15 protein-coding genes are annotated in these 21,882 nt (G+C 35.0%); 3 read left to right on the forward strand and 12 right to left on the reverse strand.

The window, feature by feature from the left end; genetic code table 11:
• The first annotated feature begins 235 nt into the window (after positions 1 to 235).
• On the forward strand, positions 236 to 1,711 hold the full coding sequence (locus ACO05S_RS04450) for a carbon starvation protein A (protein WP_421920335.1): 1,476 nt from the start codon (positions 236 to 238) through the stop codon (positions 1,709 to 1,711).
• An 8-nt stretch (positions 1,712 to 1,719) separates the two neighbouring features.
• On the opposite strand, the gene ACO05S_RS04455 is transcribed toward ACO05S_RS04450, so the two are convergent.
• From ACO05S_RS04455 to ACO05S_RS04490, 8 genes are all read right to left on the reverse strand, one after another.
• Complete coding sequence (locus ACO05S_RS04455) at positions 1,720 to 2,241, reverse strand: HlyD family efflux transporter periplasmic adaptor subunit (protein WP_421920336.1); 522 nt, start codon at positions 2,239 to 2,241, stop codon at positions 1,720 to 1,722.
• A 10-nt stretch (positions 2,242 to 2,251) separates the two neighbouring features.
• Positions 2,252 to 4,468, reverse strand: coding sequence for a peptidase domain-containing ABC transporter (locus ACO05S_RS04460; protein ID WP_421920337.1), 2,217 nt, complete (start codon positions 4,466 to 4,468; stop codon positions 2,252 to 2,254).
• Positions 4,469 to 4,600: 132 nt separating this feature from the next.
• Entirely contained in the window at positions 4,601 to 6,946 is a 2,346-nt protein-coding gene (locus ACO05S_RS04465; protein ID WP_421920338.1) for an outer membrane beta-barrel protein, read from the reverse strand.
• A gap of 57 nt (positions 6,947 to 7,003) precedes the next feature.
• Positions 7,004 to 8,257, reverse strand: coding sequence for a radical SAM protein (locus tag ACO05S_RS04470; protein ID WP_421920339.1), 1,254 nt, complete (start codon positions 8,255 to 8,257; stop codon positions 7,004 to 7,006).
• A 102-nt stretch (positions 8,258 to 8,359) separates the two neighbouring features.
• Positions 8,360 to 8,545: a hypothetical protein gene (locus ACO05S_RS04475; RefSeq protein ID WP_421920340.1), complete on the reverse strand. Its 186-nt coding sequence runs from the start codon at positions 8,543 to 8,545 to the stop codon at positions 8,360 to 8,362.
• A 56-nt stretch (positions 8,546 to 8,601) separates the two neighbouring features.
• Entirely contained in the window at positions 8,602 to 8,910 is a 309-nt protein-coding gene (locus ACO05S_RS04480) for a hypothetical protein (protein WP_421920341.1), read from the reverse strand.
• Positions 8,911 to 9,277: 367 nt separating this feature from the next.
• On the reverse strand, positions 9,278 to 9,769 hold the full coding sequence (locus ACO05S_RS04485; RefSeq protein ID WP_421920342.1) for a hypothetical protein: 492 nt from the start codon (positions 9,767 to 9,769) through the stop codon (positions 9,278 to 9,280).
• Positions 9,770 to 9,787: 18 nt separating this feature from the next.
• Positions 9,788 to 9,922, reverse strand: coding sequence for a bacteriocin (locus tag ACO05S_RS04490; RefSeq protein WP_421920343.1), 135 nt, complete (start codon positions 9,920 to 9,922; stop codon positions 9,788 to 9,790).
• A gap of 351 nt (positions 9,923 to 10,273) precedes the next feature.
• Here ACO05S_RS04490 and ACO05S_RS04495 point away from each other — a divergent pair, with 351 nt between their 5' ends.
• Positions 10,274 to 11,680 carry a sensor histidine kinase gene (locus tag ACO05S_RS04495; RefSeq protein WP_421920344.1) on the forward strand — a complete coding sequence of 469 codons (1,407 nt, stop codon included), beginning with the start codon at positions 10,274 to 10,276 and terminating at the stop codon, positions 11,678 to 11,680.
• A gap of 28 nt (positions 11,681 to 11,708) precedes the next feature.
• Positions 11,709 to 12,386: a response regulator transcription factor gene (locus ACO05S_RS04500; protein WP_421920345.1), complete on the forward strand. Its 678-nt coding sequence runs from the start codon at positions 11,709 to 11,711 to the stop codon at positions 12,384 to 12,386.
• Positions 12,387 to 12,663: 277 nt separating this feature from the next.
• Here ACO05S_RS04500 and ACO05S_RS04505 read toward each other — a convergent pair whose 3' ends face one another.
• From ACO05S_RS04505 to rplL, 4 genes are all read right to left on the reverse strand, one after another.
• Complete coding sequence (locus tag ACO05S_RS04505; protein ID WP_421920346.1) at positions 12,664 to 12,990, reverse strand: DUF3467 domain-containing protein; 327 nt, start codon at positions 12,988 to 12,990, stop codon at positions 12,664 to 12,666.
• A gap of 252 nt (positions 12,991 to 13,242) precedes the next feature.
• Positions 13,243 to 17,505 (reverse strand): DNA-directed RNA polymerase subunit beta', encoded by a 4,263-nt coding sequence (rpoC, locus tag ACO05S_RS04510; RefSeq protein WP_421920347.1) that lies wholly within the window; start codon positions 17,503 to 17,505, stop codon positions 13,243 to 13,245.
• Between the two features lie 83 nt (positions 17,506 to 17,588).
• A complete protein-coding gene (rpoB, locus tag ACO05S_RS04515) occupies positions 17,589 to 21,401 on the reverse strand; it encodes a DNA-directed RNA polymerase subunit beta (RefSeq protein WP_421920348.1) in 3,813 nt (1,270 codons plus the stop codon).
• Positions 21,402 to 21,504: 103 nt separating this feature from the next.
• Positions 21,505 to 21,879: a 50S ribosomal protein L7/L12 gene (rplL, locus tag ACO05S_RS04520; protein ID WP_421920349.1), complete on the reverse strand. Its 375-nt coding sequence runs from the start codon at positions 21,877 to 21,879 to the stop codon at positions 21,505 to 21,507.
• Between the last annotated feature and the right edge of the window lie 3 nt (positions 21,880 to 21,882).

Consider the following 21,882-nt stretch of genomic DNA (forward strand, 5'->3'; position numbering starts at 1 on the left):
ATTATTTAACTTGCTCACAAGCTCTTAGCGCATTGATTTTAAAACCGTAATTTTTGTTATAATTTAGATTCTCAGGCAAGATAATTCATAACAATTCAGATTCTTAATACAGAAATAAATCCATTATCACTTCTTGTTACGCTCCCGAATAATTTGAGTTCGATTAAAATCTGTATTTAAGAAATATCAGGTTCACCTAAAAATCGCTAATTTTGACAGCAAATTGAATTCTACTATGCTTACTTTTTTATCAGCAATTATCACATTGGTAATTGGATATTTTATTTACGGAAGATTTATTGAGCGTTTCTTTGGAGCAGATAATTCTATAAAAACACCTGCAGTGCGTTTAAAAGATGGAGTTGATTTTATTCCTATGCCTAGATGGAAAATGTTCACCATTCAGTTTCTTAACATTGCAGGTTTAGGACCTATTTTTGGAGCAATTCTTGGAGCCATGTACGGTCCCATTGCATACATATGGATTGTATTCGGATGCATCTTTATGGGCGCCGTTCATGATTACTTTTCAGGCATGTTATCCATTAGAAATGATGGTGCCAGTTTACCTGAGATAGTTGGAAAGTACCTGGGTCTTCCAGCTAAAGTAATACTAGCAATCATTACGTTCGTATTGTTAATTATGGTGGGCGTTGCTTTTGTTACTGGTCCCGCCGGATTACTTAAAGATCTTACAGGTGGTGGCCTACACTATTGGCTTTACGGTATTTTTGGATATTACTTAATCGCAACCTTACTTCCCATCAATAAAATTATAGGTAAGATTTATCCGATTTTTGGAGCTGCATTACTAATTATGGCCTTTAGCATTGCAGGTGTCATGGTATACAATGGGTTTAACGATAGTTTTCATCTGAGTGAATTATCCATTGGTCAGCTGAAAAACATGCATACCAATCCGACTCAAAACATTCTTTATCCTATGATGTTCATCGTAATATCCTGTGGGGCCATTTCCGGATTTCATTCCACACAATCGCCTATGATGGCACGATGCATGCGTAAAGAAAGCTATGGTCGTCCTGTGTTTTTTGGTGCCATGATTGCTGAAGGTATTGTAGCTATAATATGGGCAACTGCAGCAATGAACTATTTTGGGAATGCCACAGACTTAAATAATACAATTGTATCGGGTCATAATCCGGCATGGGTTGTGAACGAGATTTGTAATACCTGGCTTGGACAAGTGGGAGCTATTTTCGCCATTGTTGGTGTAATTGCCTGTCCAATTACCACCGGAGATACTGCATTTAGAAGTGCAAGATTAATGATAGCCGACTTCTTTAAACTGGAACAAAAATCATTAAAAAGTAGATTACTGGTATCAATTCCTCTTTTTGTATTGGGATTTACCCTTTCACAACTAAGCTTTGGTACCATTTGGAAATTTCTTGGGCTTTTTAATCAATTGCTATCTATGGTAATGCTCTGGACCGCCGCAATGTATTTGGTTGAGAAAAAGAAAAATCACTTCATCATTAGCTTACCTGCAACATTCATGACAGCCATTTGTGCAACTTTTATATTGGTTGCTCCTAATAAAAATGGAGGGTTCGAGTCTGACACCTTAATTGGATACTCTGTAGGTATTATTATAGCAGTGTTGGTATTGTTCTGGTTCCTGTTTGTGGCTAAGCGGGTTGTTAGAAATAGTAACAAAGAACTTACACCAACATATATAACAAAGTAAAAGTGTTGTTATTTAATTTTTGAAATAATTGGAGATAAAAACTTATCAAGCAATCGTTGCTCGCCAACAGTAATTTTAGCATTTCCTTTCAGATTTGGAAAGAAAGGAATGCTTTTATTTTGAGTACTTTTCATCCCATTAGTTAGTTTAGCTTGCACAACAAAATAGCTTTCACCATTTTCTTCTAATGGATATGGTACTATTTTAGTAATGTTTCCCTTCAACAAACCAAATTTATTAACTGGGTAACCTTCCAATTCAACATTCACATTTTGGCCTTCTGCTATTTTTCCAATACAACGATACGGAACATTAACTTTTGCAAAAAATAAACCTATTGAATCAATTTGCAAGTAGGCTTTTCCTTCTACTTTATCAGGATAGTGAAAGAAGTAACTACCTGTTAAAAGAAATATCACAACTACAAAAATTACTGTTATTCCACTTCGTATAATCCAGGATGGAATTTGTCCAATAATATTCCTTACTTTTTCACTTCGAAGTTCTATATTTTCTTTTTTTTCTGACATATCTTTTTCCTTAGTTTCCCAATTCTAATTGATTTTTCACTAATTCATAATAGTGCTCTTGTTTTTCTGTTAGCTCGTCATGAGTTCCTCTTTCAACGATTTTTCCTTTATCCAGAACAACAATTTGATCAGCATTTTTTACTGTACTTAGGCGATGAGCAACTACGACAACGGTTTTTCCTTTAAAAAACTGGTCTAAGTTTTTACTTATTTCTTTTTCATTTTTTGCATCTAAAGCATTCGTCGCTTCATCTAAAAATATGAAATCAGGATTTTTGTAAATGGCTCTGGCAATAAGGATACGTTGACGTTGTCCCTGACTAACTCCCTGTCCTTCCTGTCCAATAATGGTATTATACACTAGAGGAAGGTCCTTGATAAAACTGTGACAATTTGCAACTTTTGCAGCGTGTAATAACCTATCTCTATCAATTTCCTCATCAGATACGGCTATATTTTTAGCAATTGATTCAGAGAAGATAAAACCATCCTGCATTACTGCTCCACAGTGATTTCGCCACCACTGTAAATCATATTCCGAGAGTTGATTTTGATCTATTTTTATAGTCCCATTTGTAGGTTTATAATAACCCAATAATAGTTTTACTAATGTTGTTTTACCGCTTCCACTGGCTCCTACTATGGCTGTAACTTTACCTTTTGGGATATTTAAATTGATATTGTTGAGTACTTTAGGAGCATGAGGACCTTCGTACTGAAAGCAAAGATTATTGATCTCGATACTTCTATTGTCATGAGAGAAGTATCGAAACCTTGTTTTATTTTGTTCATCTTCATTTTCTTTTTGATGGATTTCAGACAATCGATCAAGACTAATTTTTACATCCTGCATGTTGTGAATAAAGCCAACCATTTGTTCAAGAGGGCTATTCAGTTGTCCAATAATGTACTGAATGGCAAGCATCATTCCCAGGGTGAGTGAACCATTTATTACAGCTGTAGCTGCAACAATTGTAATTAGTATATTTTTGAGTTCATTTATAAATACAGTTCCTCCTTCCTGATATTGTTGCAATGATAATGAGGCAACGTTGACTTGAAATAAATCGGCTTGCACATCTTCCCATTCCCAACGTTTCCGTTTCTCACAGTTTTGAAGTTTTATTTCCTGCATTCCAGTAATTAACTGGTAAGTTTTACTTTGGTTTAGAGCTTGTTGTTCAAAGAATTTGTAATCGAGTACACGACGTTTTTTCAGGAAAATAAAAATCCACAATGCATACAAAACACTGCCAGCCAAGAATATTGCAAATATTTTAAAACTATAAATTAAGAGAACTATACCAAATATTATAAAGTTGAACAGTGAAAAAAGAACTCCTAGCGATTGTGCAGTAAGAAATCGTTCAATTCGCCTATGGTCTTCGATACGTTGAAGCAGATCACCCACTAATTTTGAATCGAAAAAACTCATTGGGAGTTTCATCAACTTTATTAAGAAATCGGAAATTAAAGATACATTAATACGTGTACTAATATGTAGTAATATCCACCTGCGTATAAAATCAACAGACATACGACTGATAAAAAGCACCAATTGAGCTAGTAAAATTAAGTAAATAAATCCCAGATTTTGATCAGAAATACCTACATCGACAATAGCTTGTGTTAAAAAAGGAAAAATGAGTTGTAAAATACTACCTAACAGTAAGCCTAGTAGTAATTGGGTAAAATACTTTTTGTAACGTCCAAAATAGGAAAAAAGAAGAGCAAAACTACTTGCACCTTTCTTCTCTCCCTCATGTTCGTAAAACTTTGGTGTTGGTTCCAATAATAAGGCTACTCCTTTATCTTCACCTCCTGTTTTGGTACTAATCCAGTTTTCTAGAAACTCATCTTTATCATATGTAATAATTCCTTTACCTGGATCAGAAACAACAATTTGAATATTTGATTTTTTTAAAAATGTTTTTTTCTTTTTAATTGCATACACCACAACAAAATGTTCTTGTCGCCAATGTACAATGCATGGTAACGGAATTTGTTCTGCTAATTTATCGAATGTAAAACGTCCAGCCAATGTACGAAAACCTATATTTTCAGCACAATCACTAATACCTAACATCGAAACACCTTCACGGGTCACATAACTTTTTTCTCGAAGCTGTTCGAGCGAATAATGTCTACCGTAATGTTTTGCAATCATACGAACACATGTAGGACCACAATCCATGGCATCGAATTGTTTAAAAAAAGTATATTTCATGGTATACTAAAAAGATAGAAAAGTGATTTCTAAACACTATTTTATGATATTTCTTAAAATTACCTTATAACATATCATTAATATCACCGAAAATGCATTTGCCCTATCATTCATAAGCTAAATGATTAAAAATTAACGAAACTTTCTACCATCTTCTGAGTCCATCTTACTTTTGGGTATTCTTCTTCTAGATTTATTACTAATAAAACGATAAGAGAATGTTATTGCTAACATAGAAGGTCTGTCCGTTATTGTTCTTTGATAAGCTTCAGAATCTTCAAAAATATCTAAGTTATCTTCCATCTTCCAAGAATAAGCTAATTTTAACTTACCTTTGTTTTTTAAAATTATTTTGCTTAATTCAAAATAAGAATTACCTCCCCACTTACTTTTTCCTTGTGGTGTTATTGTATAATCATTCCATGTAAAATCATAACCAAATGTGTACGATTCGAAAAAATTATACTCCATCCAAAATCCATAGTCAAATTGCCAACCTTTAGAATCGTAAACCAATTGTTCGCTTTCTCCCTGAAATGTTACATATTGCATATCAACATTAGGACCTATTATTAAATCTCCACCTAATAATTCAAGTTCCGTTTCAAAAGTGAACAACCCAAATTTCTGATCTATGACATTATCATAGCTTGAAACCATTTGATTATGATTATTAGTATATCTTACTTTCGAAATAAAATCATCAGTATGTCCATAAACAAAATAAAACCTTGTCATAATAATGTCTTTTGAAAAATTATACTTTAAAGATAATAAGTCTGTATACGACGGTTTTAAATTGAAATTACCTGTACTTACGGTATTCTGATCAAGAATATAAATAAATGGGTTCAATTGAGATCTGGTCGGTCTAGTTATTTTCCTATTCAATTCAAAGGTCAGCCTATGTACTTCACCGAAACAGTATCCAACCGATACTTTTGGAAATAAACTCGTATAATTGTTTTTATCATTTTTATTTAGATCAATTCTGGAAGTTTCATAATTAAATCCTAACTGGTATGACAATTTCGATGTTTCATGCATATAACTCATATAAGCTGAAATTCTATTTTCCTTGTACAATAAATTATCATTTACATTATCAACGTTTGAATAGAACCGATTATCAATTTTTTGCCAATAATAGTTAATGCCTGTTTCTATTTCCGCATTATCCGATACTGGAATTCTGTAGGTTAATAATGATTTTAGTGATTCTCTAGTATCTTTCGTATTATCTTCTCTACTTGTTATTATATTGCTTAAACTATCATCATACATATATCTTATTCTTTGAGCATTTTCGAAATTAAAATAACCAATATCTAAAGATAATTCATGATTCTTTTTGTTAAACATATGCTTATAATAAGCAGAAAGATTGTATGCGTTAAAAGAAGGATAGTCTAAATTTGATTTTATCTTTACTGCATCAATTAAAGTACCAGTTTGATGAATAGTCTTCAAAGAGTTTTTATCATACTTTATATCACTTGTTTGATACCTTGCAGTCACATTCATCAGATTTTTATCATCTATGAAATAATTACTCCCAAAAAGTAAAGAGTGTCTATTATATTCGTATCGATTTTCTGGGGCACTCTGATCTCTATAAATTTCCGTTTGGTTTTTGGTTTCCCTAGTAGTATTTTCAATTACATCTTCAGATACTCCAATGTAGTTATAATTTGTAAATAGATGAACTTTTCCCAGCCAGGCTCCTAAACTAAGGTGGTTAAATGATGAAAAATCATCACTTAAAACCGGAGGTTCAATCTGAGTAGAGCCTTCAAATCCTTTACTTTCATTTTTCAGAACAATATTTACTACTTTAGTGATGCCCTCTGCTGCATATTTTACAGATGGAGATTTTATCACTTCTATACGTTTTATTTTTTCTGGAGATGGCAATTGTAATAAAGGATAATCTCCAACTATTCTTTGTCCATTTATAAGTACAATAGCTTCTTCACCTTCAACACTTAATTTTTTTTCTTTCGGCGATACTCGAACAAATGGAATTTCTTTAAATAAATCTTCGCTTACAACTACTTTCTTTAATAATTCTTTATTTATAGTTAAAGTTGTTTTATTAAAACCTGTTTTGAGAGAAGAACCTTTCACAATTATCTCACCTAATGCATTATTATCAACATTAAGATGTATTGGCGCAAGATTAAAATTTTTGGCATTCACCTTAATTGTTTCTTTATATGTATCATATCCTATATAACTTACAACAATGCTATAAGCCCCACTATCTATTGAAAGTTCAAACTTTCCTTTAAGGTTAGTAATAGTTCCTGCACATAAACTATCTGCTAAATATAGAGATACATTAGCATACTCTAAGGGACTTTTTTGATCAGATAAAATTGTTCCTCTTATTAAAACCTGACCTGTAATAGGTGAAGAGATTAAAAAAAACAATTGTAATAATAAAAAATACTTTATTAATTTTCCCTTGTTGTCCATATTCATTTACTTTAACACATCATTACAATTTTCAATAACTATACTCGTATACTTCTGTCATTCACTATACAAATCATAAAAATATGGCAATAATTTCTCTAACTCTGTTTTATGAAAAGAACAATCTTTCTCACCCTTTTCCACAGTATCAATTGGACATCCTCCACCACAGACAGGAAATACGTTGCAATTTTTACATTGCAAATCTTCAAATGGATCTTTCTCAAGTATCGAAAATGCCATTTTTTGCAATGAGATAAAACCTTCAACAATATTTCCTATTTTTTTATCAGGCTTTCCTAAATGTTCAATACATTTGAATACATCCCCTTTATCATCTATAGCAAAACAACTTGTACTTCTGTACATACATGGAAGTATTCTACTAGGTAATGCTGGCAACATCTTATTCTTAATATCTAAATGGAATAAATCAATTATAGTGTGATATTGATCATTTGAAGTATTGCATAGTGACTTTTTATCAAATCCTGTTCTATCTTGCACGATATTGTAACCTACCCTAATTCTTCTATTTTTCATGTATAGAGGAAATTTATTATTCAACATCTCTAAAAGCGCAGCATAAGCAAAATTATTCGTCTTATCAATAGCCACTTGTATAGTTATTGGAATTGAAGTAGAACTGAGAACATCTTCTATATTGGACAATATTATCTCAAATGTCCCTTTTTTAGAATGCTTAAAAAATCGTCTTTCGTCATGTATCTCCTTTGGTCCATCTAAAGATATCTGAATATTAGTTAAATTTAATTCTTCCAAACAACGTATTTTCGACTTTGTCAATAAGCTGCCATTTGTTATCATAGAAGATTCAAATGCAATATTTCTTTTTCTAAGTTTTTTAACAATAGACATGATATTCTTAAAGCCTAATAATGGTTCGCCTCCAAACCAAATAATTGATATTTTTCTTTCTTTATTTTTTTCTAGAAACTTAACAATTGAATCTTCAACTTTCTGGGACATCATGCCTCTAGTTTTTATTTCACCTTCAAAACAATAAAAACAAGAAAAATTACATGTCATAGTTGGTGTAATATACAAAGCCAACTCTTTATCATTATAAATAGCGTTATTTGATTGGTATCGATATTTATATATCTCATTTTCATCATTCGTTACAATTCCTTGCTCTAAAAGACTCTCTCTCTCCTTCGAATATCTTTCATCCCAAATATTGTTAAAAATTTTTGTTGATATTTTTACAAATGCACCTGACAATGTATTATAAACGAAACTATATTCACATCCTTTATTTACAACATTAAACTTTGAAAATTGGTTCATTTAAAAATGTTTTAAAACTACCAACCTGAATTAAAATAACATTACACATGTTAAATATTTATTCAAGTTAGTAGTTATAATTAAAATTTATTATAAACAGGGCTATTCTTCTGACAATGACATAGAGTCACCTTTATAACCACATCTACATCTTAATGCTGAATAACCTCTTCTACAAGAAACTTCAGCATCTTCCATTGCAACTCCACCTTTAATTTCGCTTAATGACTTCCCATAAAGAACATCAAGAGTATCAGCACATGATTTTTTAATTACTTCTATTTTCATAATTGTAAAATTTATTATTTTTAAAAGAGCACTATTTCGACGGATCTCATCGTCATTTAAAATTCAGCGGGCATATCCTTAAAATGCTTCCAGGAATTGCGCGACACTTTATGCATGCTCCCACCTTTAAGACTTATTATTCTTCCAGACCTTTTGCCTGTATAGAATTTTGAATTTATTAGCGTGTATTCGTTTATCTTTAAAAAACCGGGAAAATCAATATTCCTCTTAACACCTTCTATTGAGCATTGTAGCATTGAAACTTTCTCCTCAATATCGAAAGCAAAACAACCTTGTGCGTTTCCAATTATAAAAACGATGGTAGTAAAATCTATTTGTTCCAATGCTTTGTTCTGGTTTTCCATTTGCCAGTTTTAGGTTCCGAAATATTCTCTTTTGGTTCGTTAATGTTCTCTTTAGGTTAGAAATTGATAATTTGTGCTTACCTAAAGATCAGTTAAAGTTCGCAATACAAAATTTAAAGTTTCCTAAATATCCGTTTGGGTTCGGAACTGTATTTTTTTACTTCCCTATCCAAACACTTCTATTGGTTATTCATCTGCTTTTATACGGAACCTAAACGCTTCTATAAATAAGTGAAATACTTTTGTTCGCAATCTAAAATCTTCGATAAATAAGATTACTACTTCTATTGCAAACCTTAACACTTCAATCTAAAGCCTTATATCTTCTATTAAAAACCTGGTTGAATCAATTATTTGCAATACATAACTATTCCTGCTCATTTGTATCCTCTTTATTTACCTTCCTGGTGCGGCTAAAGAATTGTTTCAACTCTTTTTGTTTTGCCTCATAGTTCGGATCAGATGTTCCAGTTTTATAGTTGGTATAAGCATAATCGTCTAATGCTGCCTGGTAGTTGTCGTGATCGTGTAAGATTTTAGCATTCTGCACACCGGTAAGCAGTTTTTCCAGGCGAGCAATAACACCTTCCAAAACAGTACGGCTGTTAAAATCATTTGTAAACTCATCCCAATCTACATCAGGACTTTTTAAAGTCGGTTGATTTACTGCATAATCGTTCACTTTATTTACAAACAATTTATTTTGCTCGCTTACACTACCATACTTACGGCGCTCTTCACTACTAAGGTTACTCACCGTATCTATCAATGCTGTCTCTAAGCTTCCCAAACTTGTGTTTACAGTTTCTATTTGCTCTGCACTTAAATGAGTGCTATTTAGATTTTTTAAGGTACTCATAATTTTGTCCTTTAAGATTTAATTAATATATATTTTAACCCTTTTTCCATCAATTATTACATAGTAATAATCTCTTTCATCCCCACCTTTTATCTTTGATAATTCGCATTGATTTAACTTTTCGAATACTTCCATACTATTGATCTTTTTCATGACTTAAAATTTTTTGAAGTGACTAAAACTGTGATCTTTTCTCTTTGAATATAGGACATGAATTCCCAATAAACGATTAGCTTTCTAATGATGCCTGATGAGATTTCTCAATACTTTTCTCATCGAGAAACAGCTCTTTTAATGAGAAGAGTTTGAAAAAAGGAAGAAGATTTATGAAGAAAGATCAACAAGAGTAAAAACAGGGAACTTTTTCACAACTCTCATTTTACAATGAGGATTAATATCTAATATGATGAGAAAAAGGAGTGTCTTTTTTTTAGAAATTATGTATTTAGATTGATTTTACATTAAAGCCTTATTTTTTTTTCATAAAATGACTACATTTACGTTATGAAAAGTAAATTATTCCAACGGCTGTTTGCACTAATGTTGCTGGTACTTACAGTACTTATTTTCTCGCAGTTTATGTGGTTGCAACAACAAATGAAACAAGAAAAACGAGCGTTCCAATCGGAACTGGAAAGAAGCCTGCAAAGCATGCTAAATTTTCATGCCCTGCAAGGTTATTCTACCCATGATTCAGAAAAACCAAATACAGCTAAAATTACACTTGAAGAAACTAAAGAAGATTCAAAACCGAACTCTCCCAAACAATTGGGTAGTACAGAAATCAAAACAAACAAGTACATTCCCAATTTCTCACTTCACAAAGCTGTTGAGGCTGCATTTACTGATATTAGTCTGGAAAGAAAAAAAATACAGCTTAGCATCGTAGATTCTTTGTTTCGACACAATTTTACATCACTGAACTTTATTGAAAGCTACAAAATGCAGCTTTTAAAAAATGGAGAACAGATTGATAGCATATACTCAGGTGAGAGTATCGGATTAAAACCATCGCAAAAAATTATTTCTCTAACAATTCCATTGGGGACAAAAGAAATTTATGTTTGTACTGCCAATTTCAAGCTAAGAACTTTACCCTTCTTACGCATGATGTTCTACTCGCTAAGTATATCAGGCATTGCAGTTATTCTGGTTATCCTTCTTATGTTATGGATGCTGGTTAAATTGCAGCAAAAAATAAACCAACTGCAATGGCGTGAACAGGCCGTAAGCGGTATTGTACACGATTTAAAATCGCCTGTATCATTCACCTATACTTTTTTAGATTACCTGGCTAGTAAAGAGCAGTCGTCATCAATGCAAAAGCAATTGAAAAATGCAAGCTTAAGTATCTCCAAATTAAATAGCAAAATAGAACTGATTTTGAACTTATTTCGTGGCAAAAAGACGGAAATTGTTATGGCTCCCAAAGCTTTTCCTCTTGCAAAAAAATGTGATGAGATATTGTCAGAATTGAATGTGATCTATCCAGAAAAACAAGCAAAATGTAATCTAAGCATTCCCGAAAATCTCAACTTACTGGTAGATCCTTTGTATTTTGAAATGGCATTGCGAAATCTAATGGATAATGCCTTTAAATATTCTACTCCTCCTGCTAAAATAGATATCAAAGCTAAAACAAGTAAAAATAAATTATACATTTATATTAGTGATTCGGGAGAGGGTGTTCCATCCAAAGAGCAGAAAAAAATTTTTCGTGAATTTTATCGTTCAAATGATAATACCAAAGGACATGGAATTGGTTTAGCTTTTAGCAAACAAGTGATAAAAGTCCACAAAGGACGAATTGAATTGAATAGTCAAATTAGCAATGGCAGCACTTTTTGTATTAGTTTACCAATAAAAGTGGTGAACAATGAACAATATTACGAGAATTCAATGCGCAACTGATAACTGATAACTGATAACTGACCATAGTATGGAACAATTGAAAGTAATATTTGTAGATGATGATACCAATTTAGGTAACTTTGTAAGTAATATACTTGAAACAGATTACAACTATAAAGTCCACTTCCAAAATACAATACTTGGAATCAATCATATCATCGATGATTTTATTCCTGATATAATTATTTTAGATGTTGAAATTGGAAATGATGATGGCATTGCATTGGCAAAAGATATCATCGCCAATAACCCAAATATTCAAATTATATTTGTATCCTCACATACCGAAGAAGAAATGATTACCAAAGGGATAGACGTTGGTGGTAATGCGTACATCGCTAAGCCGTTTTCAATTCCCATTCTTGTTTCCTATATTCGACGCTTTACCACAAATAAACCAATTGAACAATCGTTAAAAATATCTGATTACAGACTAGACCTTGAAACAAACAATTTCTATTTTGAAAATAGACTTCTAAAAAAACTAAGCCCTTTTGAGAAAAATGCATTGGAGATATTAATACAAAACTCGAATCAAGTAGTTAGTAAGGAACTACTAGCTGAAAAACTTTGGAGCCATTCCTTAGAAAAAAGGAACATAGCTAGCATACAAAATACCCTATCTAAACTAAGAAATTTACTGCAGGAAAATCCATCTGTAAGAATTAATACGATAAGAGGTGTTGGATATCTACTTGTTGTTTAGCTACAGTGTTTTTAATTGAACACGAATAACACAAATCAAACTGATTTCCTCGAATCAATTCTTTATTCGTGTTTATTCGTTGCATCCGTTATATCTGCGTTCTTTTTTAATTGAACACGAATAACACTGACCTTACGGATGATCACGAATCTTTTTTCATCTGTGTCTGTTCGTTAAATCTGTGTTCTAGTATACACAAATATTTGTTTAGCATTAGTCATACCCTGACATTTACAGCTTCGAAATAGTCAGAGCATGACGAAAAACATCTTTAAATCTATGCTTGCCCTGTTGGTCCAAAGTTCATTGGAATAACCGGTCCTTGAGGGCCATTGTTTTCATCAACATTTTTAATTGGACCGTTCATGTTCTCAAATTTATGAATGTTGTCCTGCAAAGCTAACAGTAGTCTCTTGGCATGTTCCGGAGTTAAAATAATTCGTGATTTAACATCCGCCTTGGGTACTCCAGGCATTACTCTCACAAAATCCACAACAAATTCCGAGCTTGAATGTGTAATTACAGCCAAATTGGAATATGTCCCCTGTGCAACATCTTCCTTTAATTGAATATCTATTTGTCCTGGAGGTTTTTTATCACTCATAATGTATCTGTTTATATTAATTTTTTATCTACTCTGGTAAAATTAGGAAATATAATGGAAGTGAAAGTGTGAATGAGTGAAAAAGTATCCCAATAAAGATCTGGACGGTAATGTGGGATGAACTTTCAGATTACAAATCCAAAACTCCAAAGCCCTGATTGCAAATCAGGACTAGCAGAACAAGAACTTTACTTTATTCAAAAAAAGGGTGTTCCCAATGGAAACACCCTCTTCATATTTAGAGTTCTGTAATTAAAATTCTGATTTATTGTCAAGAAGCTTTTCGTACTCTTCCTTCGCTCCTACTACAACATCTTTGTATTCTCTTAAACCTGTACCTGCCGGAATCAAGTGGCCACAAATAACGTTCTCTTTCAGACCTTCAAGCTTGTCCATCTTACCGCTAATCGCAGCTTCGTTCAACACTTTTGTAGTCTCCTGGAACGATGCAGCAGAGATGAAACTCTTCGTTTGAAGAGCTGCACGAGTAATACCTTGCAAGATCTGAGTAGAAGTTGCAGAGATCGCTTCACGCGACTCAACCAATTTCATATCTCTACGCTTCAAGATTGAATTAATATCTCTTAGTCTTCTTGCTGTAACAATCTGTCCAGCTTTTAATTCTTCAGAATCACCTGCATCAACAATCACTTTCTTACCGAAAATCTCATCATTTTCGCGCATGAATTCCATCTTGTCGATTACTTGTTTTTCCAAGAATTTAGTATCTCCCGGATCATCGATAACTACTTTACGCATCATCTGACGAACGATAATCTCGAAGTGCTTATCGTTAATCTTCACACCCTGCATACGGTAAACATCCTGCACTTCGTTCACAATATATTCCTGAACTTTTGTAGGACCTTTAATCGATAGGATATCAGCTGGTGTTGTAGCACCTTCTGACAATGGAGTACCAGCTCTTACGTAGTCGTTCTCCTGAACAAGGATTTGTTTTGAAAGAGGTACCAAGTACTTCTTCACATCTCCTGTTTTGGTTGTAACAACAATCTCGCGGTTACCACGCTTGATTTTGCCAAAAGTAACCTCTCCATCAATCTCAGAAACAACTGCTGGATTAGATGGGTTACGAGCCTCGAACAACTCCGTAACACGTGGAAGACCCCCTGTGATATCACCTGCTTTACCAAGAGCTCTAGGAATTTTAACAACCGACTGACCAGCAACAACCATTTCACCTTCGTTTACAGAAATATGTGCACCTACCGGTAAGTTGTAAGATTTTAATACCTCACCGCTTGAGTTCAAAATCTTAACACTTGGGTTTTTGGTCTTATCCTTAGATTCAACAACTACTTTTTCAGCAAATCCGGTTGCCTCATCCGATTCCTCTTTAAATGTAACACCTTCAATTAAGTTTTCGAAAGTAACCTTACCCGAGAATTCAGTAATGATCATTGCATTATATGGATCCCATTCACAAATCAGGTCGCCTTTCTTCACATCCTCACCATCCTTAATATACAACTTCGATCCGTAAGGAATTGTATGGGTAGTCAGAGTAATATTAGTGTTTTTATCGATAATGCGTAACTCTGCCAAACGGCCAATTACAACATCATGTTTGTTTCCTCCTTCAGGAGTATGCTCAACGGTTCTTAGTTCTTCGAACTCAGCATAACCATTGTATTTCGATTCTACAGAGTTTTCAGCAGAAACATTACCTGCAGTACCCCCTACGTGGAAAGTACGAAGAGTAAGCTGTGTACCCGGCTCACCAATCGACTGAGCTGCAATAACACCTACTGCTTCACCTTTCTGAACTGCCTTACCAGTTGCAAGGTTACGTCCGTAACATTTAGCACAAACCCCTTGTTTCGACTCACAAGTAAGTACAGAACGAATCTCAACACGTTCAATTGGAGAATTTTCAATTGTCTGGGCAATCTCTTCGGTAATTTCAACTCCTGATTTCACAATCAGCTCACCTGAAATTGGGTGATAGACATCATGCACAGTAGTTCTACCTAGGATTCTCTCTTTTAAAGATGCCACAATTTCCTCCTGATTTTTAATTGCTGTAGCTGTAAGACCTCTTAATGTACCACAATCTTGTTCAGTGATAATAACATCTTGAGCTACATCAACCAAACGACGAGTCAGATAACCCGCATCGGCTGTTTTCAATGCCGTATCCGCAAGACCTTTACGAGCACCGTGAGTAGAAATAAAGTACTCCAATACCGAAAGACCTTCCTTAAAGTTCGAAAGAATCGGGTTCTCAATAATCTGACCTCCGGTAGCACCTGATTTCTGAGGTTTAGCCATCAGACCACGCATACCACCCAACTGACGAATTTGCTCTCTGGAACCACGAGCTCCTGAATCAAGCATCATGTAAACCGAGTTAAAACCTTGGTTATCGGCAATCAACTGGTTCATCAGTGTTTGAGTCAAATTAGCATTAACATGCGTCCAAATATCAATAATCTGGTTGTAACGTTCATTATTGGTAATGAAACCCATGTTATAGTTATTCAATACATCTTCCACTTGAGCATACCCTTCGGCTACAAGATCCTCTTTCTCAGCAGGAACAATAACATCCGCCAAATTAAAAGAAAGGCCACCTTCAAATGCTTTACGGTATCCTAAGTCCTTGATATCATCCAAGAATTTGGCACAGGCATCAACCCCACATTTCTTAAATACATATCCAATAATATCGCGAAGCGCTTTTTTAGTAATCAATTGGTTAATAAAACCAGCTCCTTCAGGAGTAAATTGGTTCAGAATGATACGACCGATAGTAGTTTCAACAATGGTATCTACCATTTCATCATTTTCATTCAAATCCTTAACTTTTACTTTAATCACAGAGTGAAGATCTACAGCTTTCTCATTAAAAGCAATCATAGCTTCTTCCGGTGAGTAGAAAGTTAATCCTTCACCCTTACTTCCTTTTCTAGGCTTGGTAATATAGTAAAGACCTAACACCATATCCTGAGAAGGAACTGTAACCGGGGCACCGTTAGCTGGATTCAAAATATTGTGAGAACACAACATCAGCATTTGAGCTTCCAATACTGCTTCGTTACCCAATGGCAAGTGAACCGCCATCTGGTCACCATCAAAGTCGGCGTTAAAACCCGTACAGGCAAGTGGGTGTAGTCGAATTGCTTTACCCTCTATCAGTTTAGGTTGGAAAGCCTGAATACCCAGACGGTGAAGAGTAGGAGCACGGTTAAGAAGAACCGGATGCCCTTTCAGCACATTCTCCAAAATATCCCAAACTACAGGATCTTTTCTATCTACAATTTTCTTTGCTGATTTTACAGTCTTTACAATCCCTCTCTCAATCAATTTACGGATTACAAAAGGCTTGTACAATTCTGCTGCCATATCTTTTGGAAGACCGCATTCATGCATTTGCAAGTCTGGTCCAACAACAATTACCGAACGAGCAGAATAGTCAACACGCTTACCCAACAAATTTTGACGGAAACGGCCTTGCTTCCCTTTCAATGAGTCGGAAAGTGATTTTAAAGGACGATTATTTTCAGTCTTAACTGCATTAGATTTACGTGAGTTATCGAATAATGAATCAACAGCCTCCTGAAGCATACGTTTTTCGTTACGCAGAATTACTTCTGGAGCTTTGATTTCAATCAATCTTTTTAAACGGTTGTTACGAATAATTACTCTTCGATACAAATCATTCAAATCTGAAGTTGCAAAACGTCCTCCATCCAATGGTACCAAAGGACGAAGTTCTGGTGGAATTACAGGAACAACTTTAACAATCATCCATTCCGGATTATTTATTCCTTGTGATTCACGGAAAGCTTCAACAACCTGTAAACGCTTTAAAGCTTCATTTTTACGCTGCTGAGATGTTTCTGTACTTGCTTTATGACGCAAATCATACGATAATGCGTCAAGATCAAGGCGACCTAGTAGGCTATACAGTGCCTCCGCACCCATTTGTGCAATAAATTTGTTTGGATCATCATCATCCAAATATTGATTCTCTGCAGGAAGTTCATCAAGAATATCCAAATATTCTTCCTCAGTTAGAAAATCTAAGTATTTAATCCCATCAGCTGATTTAATCCCTGGATTAATTACTACATATCTTTCGTAATAAATAATGGAATCAAGCTTTTTGGTAGGTAATCCCAAAAGGTAACCAATCTTGTTTGGTAAAGATTTGAAGTACCAGATGTGAGCTACAGGAACAACCAACTGAATGTGCCCCATTCTTTCACGTCTAACCTTTTTCTCTGTTACTTCTACCCCACAACGGTCACAAACAATACCACGGTAACGGATACGCTTGTACTTACCACAATGACACTCATAATCTTTAACAGGACCGAAAATTCTTTCACAGAATAATCCGTCACGCTCCGGCTTATAAGTACGATAGTTGATGGTTTCAGGCTTTAAAACCTCTCCACTTGATCTTTCAAGAATTTCTTCTGGAGAAGCAAGACTGATAGAGATTTTTGTAAAATTACTCTTTACTTGTTTATCTCTTCTGAATGCCATATGTTGAAAATTAGGAAATTAACAATATTATTCTATGAAAGTGAATGCACGGAAATCCACACATTCACTTTACAATATAAGGCTTAAATTAATTTTACGCTCAAGCCAAGACCTCTTAACTCGTGTAATAACACATTTAGAGATTCCGGTATACCCGGATTTGGCATTGGATCACCTTTAACGATAGATTCGTAAGCTTTAGCACGACCTACAACGTCATCCGATTTCACGGTTAGGATTTCCTGAAGAATATGAGCAGCACCGAATGCCTCAAGAGCCCACACCTCCATCTCTCCAAAACGCTGACCTCCAAACTGAGCTTTACCACCAAGTGGTTGCTGGGTAATCAATGAGTATGGTCCTATAGAACGCGCATGCATCTTATCATCAACCATGTGACCAAGTTTCAGCATATAGATCACACCAACAGTTGCTGGTTGGTCGAAACGTTCACCTGTTCCTCCATCGTGAAGATATGCTTTACCGAATGCAGGCACACCCGCTTTATCAGTATAACTTGTAATTTCATTCAAAGAAGCACCATCGAAAATTGGAGTAGCAAACTTCAATCCGAGTTCTATACCAGCCCAACCAAGTACCGTTTCAAAAACCTGTCCCAAGTTCATACGAGATGGTACACCAAGTGGATTCAAACAGATGTCTACAGTTGTTCCATCTTCCAGAAATGGCATATCTTCGTCTCTCACCACACGTGAAACAATACCCTTGTTTCCATGACGACCAGCCATCTTATCACCAATCTGAAGTTTACGCTTTTTCGCAACATATACTTTCGCCATTTGAATGATACCTGCCGGCATTTCATCACCAATGGTTACATTGTATTTTTTACGCTTATTGATACTTTCAAGCTCTTTAAACTTGATAATATAATTGTGTAAAAGCTTTTTGATTGTTTCGTTCTTATCCTTATCTGTTGTCCACTTGTTTGGATTAATTTCCAAATAGTTGATATCTGATAACAATTTCTGAGTGAACTTAACTCCTTTAGGAATAACATCAACACTTAAGTAATCTTTAACCCCCTGAGAAGTTTTACCATTTACAAGGATAAATAGTTTTTCAACTAATCTAGCTTGTAAAGCTGTTACTTGTGATGCCAACTCTTCATCCAATTTCTGAATTAAAGGCTTATCAGACTGCTTCGATTTACGATCACGAACCGAACGAGAGAATAATTTTTTATCGATAATTACACCACGTAATGATGGAGAAGCTTTTAACGAGGCATCTTTTACATCACCTGCTTTATCACCAAAAATTGCTCTTAATAATTTTTCCTCTGGAGATGGATCCGATTCCCCTTTTGGAGTAATCTTACCAATTAAGATATCGCCAGGTTCAACATTCGCACCAATTCTAATCAATCCGTTTTCATCAAGATTACGGGTTGCTTCTTCGCTTACGTTAGGAATATCAGAGGTCAATTCCTCCATACCACGTTTCGTGTCACGAACTTCAAGAGTGTACTCGTCAACATGAACCGATGTAAATACATCATCCTTTACAATACGCTCCGAAATAACAATCGCATCCTCGTAATTGTAACCTTTCCAAGGCATAAATGCCACTTTTAAGTTACGCCCAAGAGCCAACTCTCCATCCTGAGTTGCATAACCATGAGTTAAAATCTGACCTTGTGTTACCTCTTGACCTTTGGTTACAATTGGTTTAAGGTCGATGGTTGTACCCTGGTTGGTTTTACCGTATTTTGGAATATCGTAAGTCTTTGTATCACCTTCGAAACTAACGAATGCTTCTTCTTCTGTTTGTTCATATTTGATAACAATCTTAGTGGCATCAACAAACTCAACAATCCCATCACCTTCTGCGGTTATTTGAGTTCTAGAATCACGAACAAGAGCTCCCTCCAAACCAGTACCAACAATTGGAGATTCAGGTTTGATTACAGGAACAGCCTGACGCATCATGTTAGATCCCATCAAGGCACGGTTTGCATCATCATGTTCCAGGAATGGAATCAAGGATGCAGCGATAGAAGCGATCTGGTTAGGAGCAACGTCCATCAAATCGATATTTTCAACTTCCTCAAATGGGAAGTCTCCGTCTTTACGAGACTTTGCTTTTGCATTCACAAAACTACCATCATCGTTCAAAGGAGCATTTGCCTGTGCAATGGTCAAGCCTTCTTCCTCTTCAGCTGATAAGTATTCAACACCTGCCGAAGACAAATCAACACCACCTTCAGCTACCTTACGATATGGGGTTTCTATAAATCCTAAGTTATTGATCTTAGCAAACACACAAAGAGAAGAAATCAAACCAATGTTTGGCCCCTCAGGAGTTTCAATAGGACATAATCGTCCATAGTGAGTATAGTGAACATCTCGAACCTCGAAACCTGCTCTTTCGCGTGAAAGACCACCAGGACCTAAGGCCGACATTCTACGTTTGTGTGTAATCTCAGCCAATGGGTTGGTTTGATCCATGAACTGAGACAATGCATTCGTTCCAAAAAATGAGTTGATTACAGAAGAGAGTGTCTTCGAGTTAATCAAATCAATTGGAGTAAACACCTCATTATCCCGAACGTTCATTCTCTCACGAATGGTTCTGGCCATACGTGCCAAACCTACACCGAACTGAGTATACAGTTGTTCACCAACTGTACGAACACGACGGTTACTCAAGTGGTCAATATCATCCACATCAGTACGTGCATTCAACAGCTTGATTAGGTACTTAATAATTTCAATAATGTCTTCTTTGGTCAACACTTTTGTATCACCATCCGTGTTTAAACCTAATTTTTTATTTAGGCGATAGCGACCAACATCACCTAAATCATATCTCTTATCAGAGAAAAATAGTTTATCGATTACGTCGCGTGCTGTAGCCTCATCTGGCGGTTCAGAATTACGCAACTGACGATAAATGTGAAGAACAGCTTCTTTCTCGGAGTTACAAGGGTCTTTCTGAAGCGTATTGTAAATAATCGCATAATCAGCAAGATTTTGTTCCTCTTTGTGCAATAAGATAGTTTTTGCACCCGATTCAAGAATTTCTTCAATATGTTCCGGTTCGATTATTGTCTCACGATCAATAACCACCTCATTACGCTCAATAGATACTACCTCACCTGTATCCTCGTCTACGAAGTCTTCAATCCACGACTTAAGAACACGAGCAGCAAGTTTTCTTCCTACGATTTTCTTCAAACCAGTCTTAGAAACCTTGATTTCATCAGCAAGGTTAAAAATCTCTAGGATTTCTTTATCGCTTTCGTAACCAATTGCACGAAGCAAAGTTGTTACAGGAAGCTTTTTCTTTCGGTCGATATATGCATACATCACATTGTTGATGTCTGTAGCAAATTCGATCCAGGAACCTTTGAAAGGAATAATTCTGGCAGAATATAACTTGGTTCCATTTGCGTGTACACTTTGACCAAAGAATACACCCGGTGAACGGTGAAGCTGTGATACAACCACACGTTCAGCTCCGTTAACTACGAACGTACCTTTTTCTGTCATGTAAGGAACAGTTCCCAGGTATACATCCTGAATCACTGTATCGAAATCCTCATGTTCAGGATCGGTACAGTAAAGTTTCAGCTTAGCTTTTAGCGGTACGCTATAAGTTAAGCCTCTTTCGATACATTCATCAATGGTGTAACGGGGCGGATCAACAAAATAGTCGAGAAATTCCAATACGAAATTATTTCTGGTATCGGTAATTGGGAAATTCTCACTAAATACCTTAAATAATCCTTCATTCGTTCTTTTCTCCGGAGTCGTTTCCAGCTGAAAAAAGTCTTGAAAAGATTTTAATTGTACTTCTAGAAAATCAGGATATGAAAGCTGATTTTTATTAGAAGCAAAACTAATTCTTTGACTAATAGTATTTGAAGACATTTACTTAAAATTAATTGAACCTAAACGATAATAAACAACAAAAAGGCTTAGAGTTCCACTTAGGAACTCTAAACCAAATAACCTTATATATAGGTTAGTGCTTCTATTTAAGCTCAACTTCAGCTCCTGCTTCTTCTAATTGTGCTTTAAGTGCTTCAGCTTCTTCTTTAGAAACTTTTTCTTTCAATGCAGCTGGAGCAGCATCAACTGCAGCCTTAGCTTCTTTAAGACCTAAACCAGTTAATTCTTTAACCAATTTTACAACCGCTAATTTAGAACCACCAGCAGCAGTTAGAACTACGTCAAACTCAGTTTGCTCAGCAGCAGCACCTTCAGCTCCTGCTGCAGGTCCAGCAACAACTGCAGCAGCTGCAGCAGGCTCAATTCCGTATTCTTCTTTTAAGATTTCAGCTAATTCATTTACTTCCTTAACAGTCAAATTAACTAATTCTTCTGCAAACTTTTTTAAATCTGCCATTTT

Source organism: Marinifilum sp., from assembly GCF_965230805.1.
GTDB lineage: Bacteria > Bacteroidota > Bacteroidia > Bacteroidales > Marinifilaceae > Marinifilum.

Bases quoted from the DNA above. Each gene is read 5' to 3' on its own strand.
- ACO05S_RS04450 (WP_421920335.1), top strand. From the start codon at position 236: ATGCTTACTTTTTTATCAGCAATTATCACATTGGTAATTGGATATTTT.
- ACO05S_RS04455 (WP_421920336.1), bottom strand. From the start codon at position 2,241: ATGTCAGAAAAAAAAGAAAATATAGAACTTCGAAGTGAAAAAGTAAGG.
- ACO05S_RS04460 (WP_421920337.1), bottom strand. From the start codon at position 4,468: ATGAAATATACTTTTTTTAAACAATTCGATGCCATGGATTGTGGTCCT.
- ACO05S_RS04465 (WP_421920338.1), bottom strand. From the start codon at position 6,946: ATGGACAACAAGGGAAAATTAATAAAGTATTTTTTATTATTACAATTG.
- ACO05S_RS04470 (WP_421920339.1), bottom strand. From the start codon at position 8,257: ATGAACCAATTTTCAAAGTTTAATGTTGTAAATAAAGGATGTGAATAT.
- ACO05S_RS04475 (WP_421920340.1), bottom strand. From the start codon at position 8,545: ATGAAAATAGAAGTAATTAAAAAATCATGTGCTGATACTCTTGATGTT.
- ACO05S_RS04480 (WP_421920341.1), bottom strand. From the start codon at position 8,910: ATGGAAAACCAGAACAAAGCATTGGAACAAATAGATTTTACTACCATC.
- ACO05S_RS04485 (WP_421920342.1), bottom strand. From the start codon at position 9,769: ATGAGTACCTTAAAAAATCTAAATAGCACTCATTTAAGTGCAGAGCAA.
- ACO05S_RS04490 (WP_421920343.1), bottom strand. From the start codon at position 9,922: ATGAAAAAGATCAATAGTATGGAAGTATTCGAAAAGTTAAATCAATGC.
- ACO05S_RS04495 (WP_421920344.1), top strand. From the start codon at position 10,274: ATGAAAAGTAAATTATTCCAACGGCTGTTTGCACTAATGTTGCTGGTA.
- ACO05S_RS04500 (WP_421920345.1), top strand. From the start codon at position 11,709: ATGGAACAATTGAAAGTAATATTTGTAGATGATGATACCAATTTAGGT.
- ACO05S_RS04505 (WP_421920346.1), bottom strand. From the start codon at position 12,990: ATGAGTGATAAAAAACCTCCAGGACAAATAGATATTCAATTAAAGGAA.
- rpoC (WP_421920347.1), bottom strand. From the start codon at position 17,505: ATGGCATTCAGAAGAGATAAACAAGTAAAGAGTAATTTTACAAAAATC.
- rpoB (WP_421920348.1), bottom strand. From the start codon at position 21,401: ATGTCTTCAAATACTATTAGTCAAAGAATTAGTTTTGCTTCTAATAAA.
- rplL (WP_421920349.1), bottom strand. From the start codon at position 21,879: ATGGCAGATTTAAAAAAGTTTGCAGAAGAATTAGTTAATTTGACTGTT.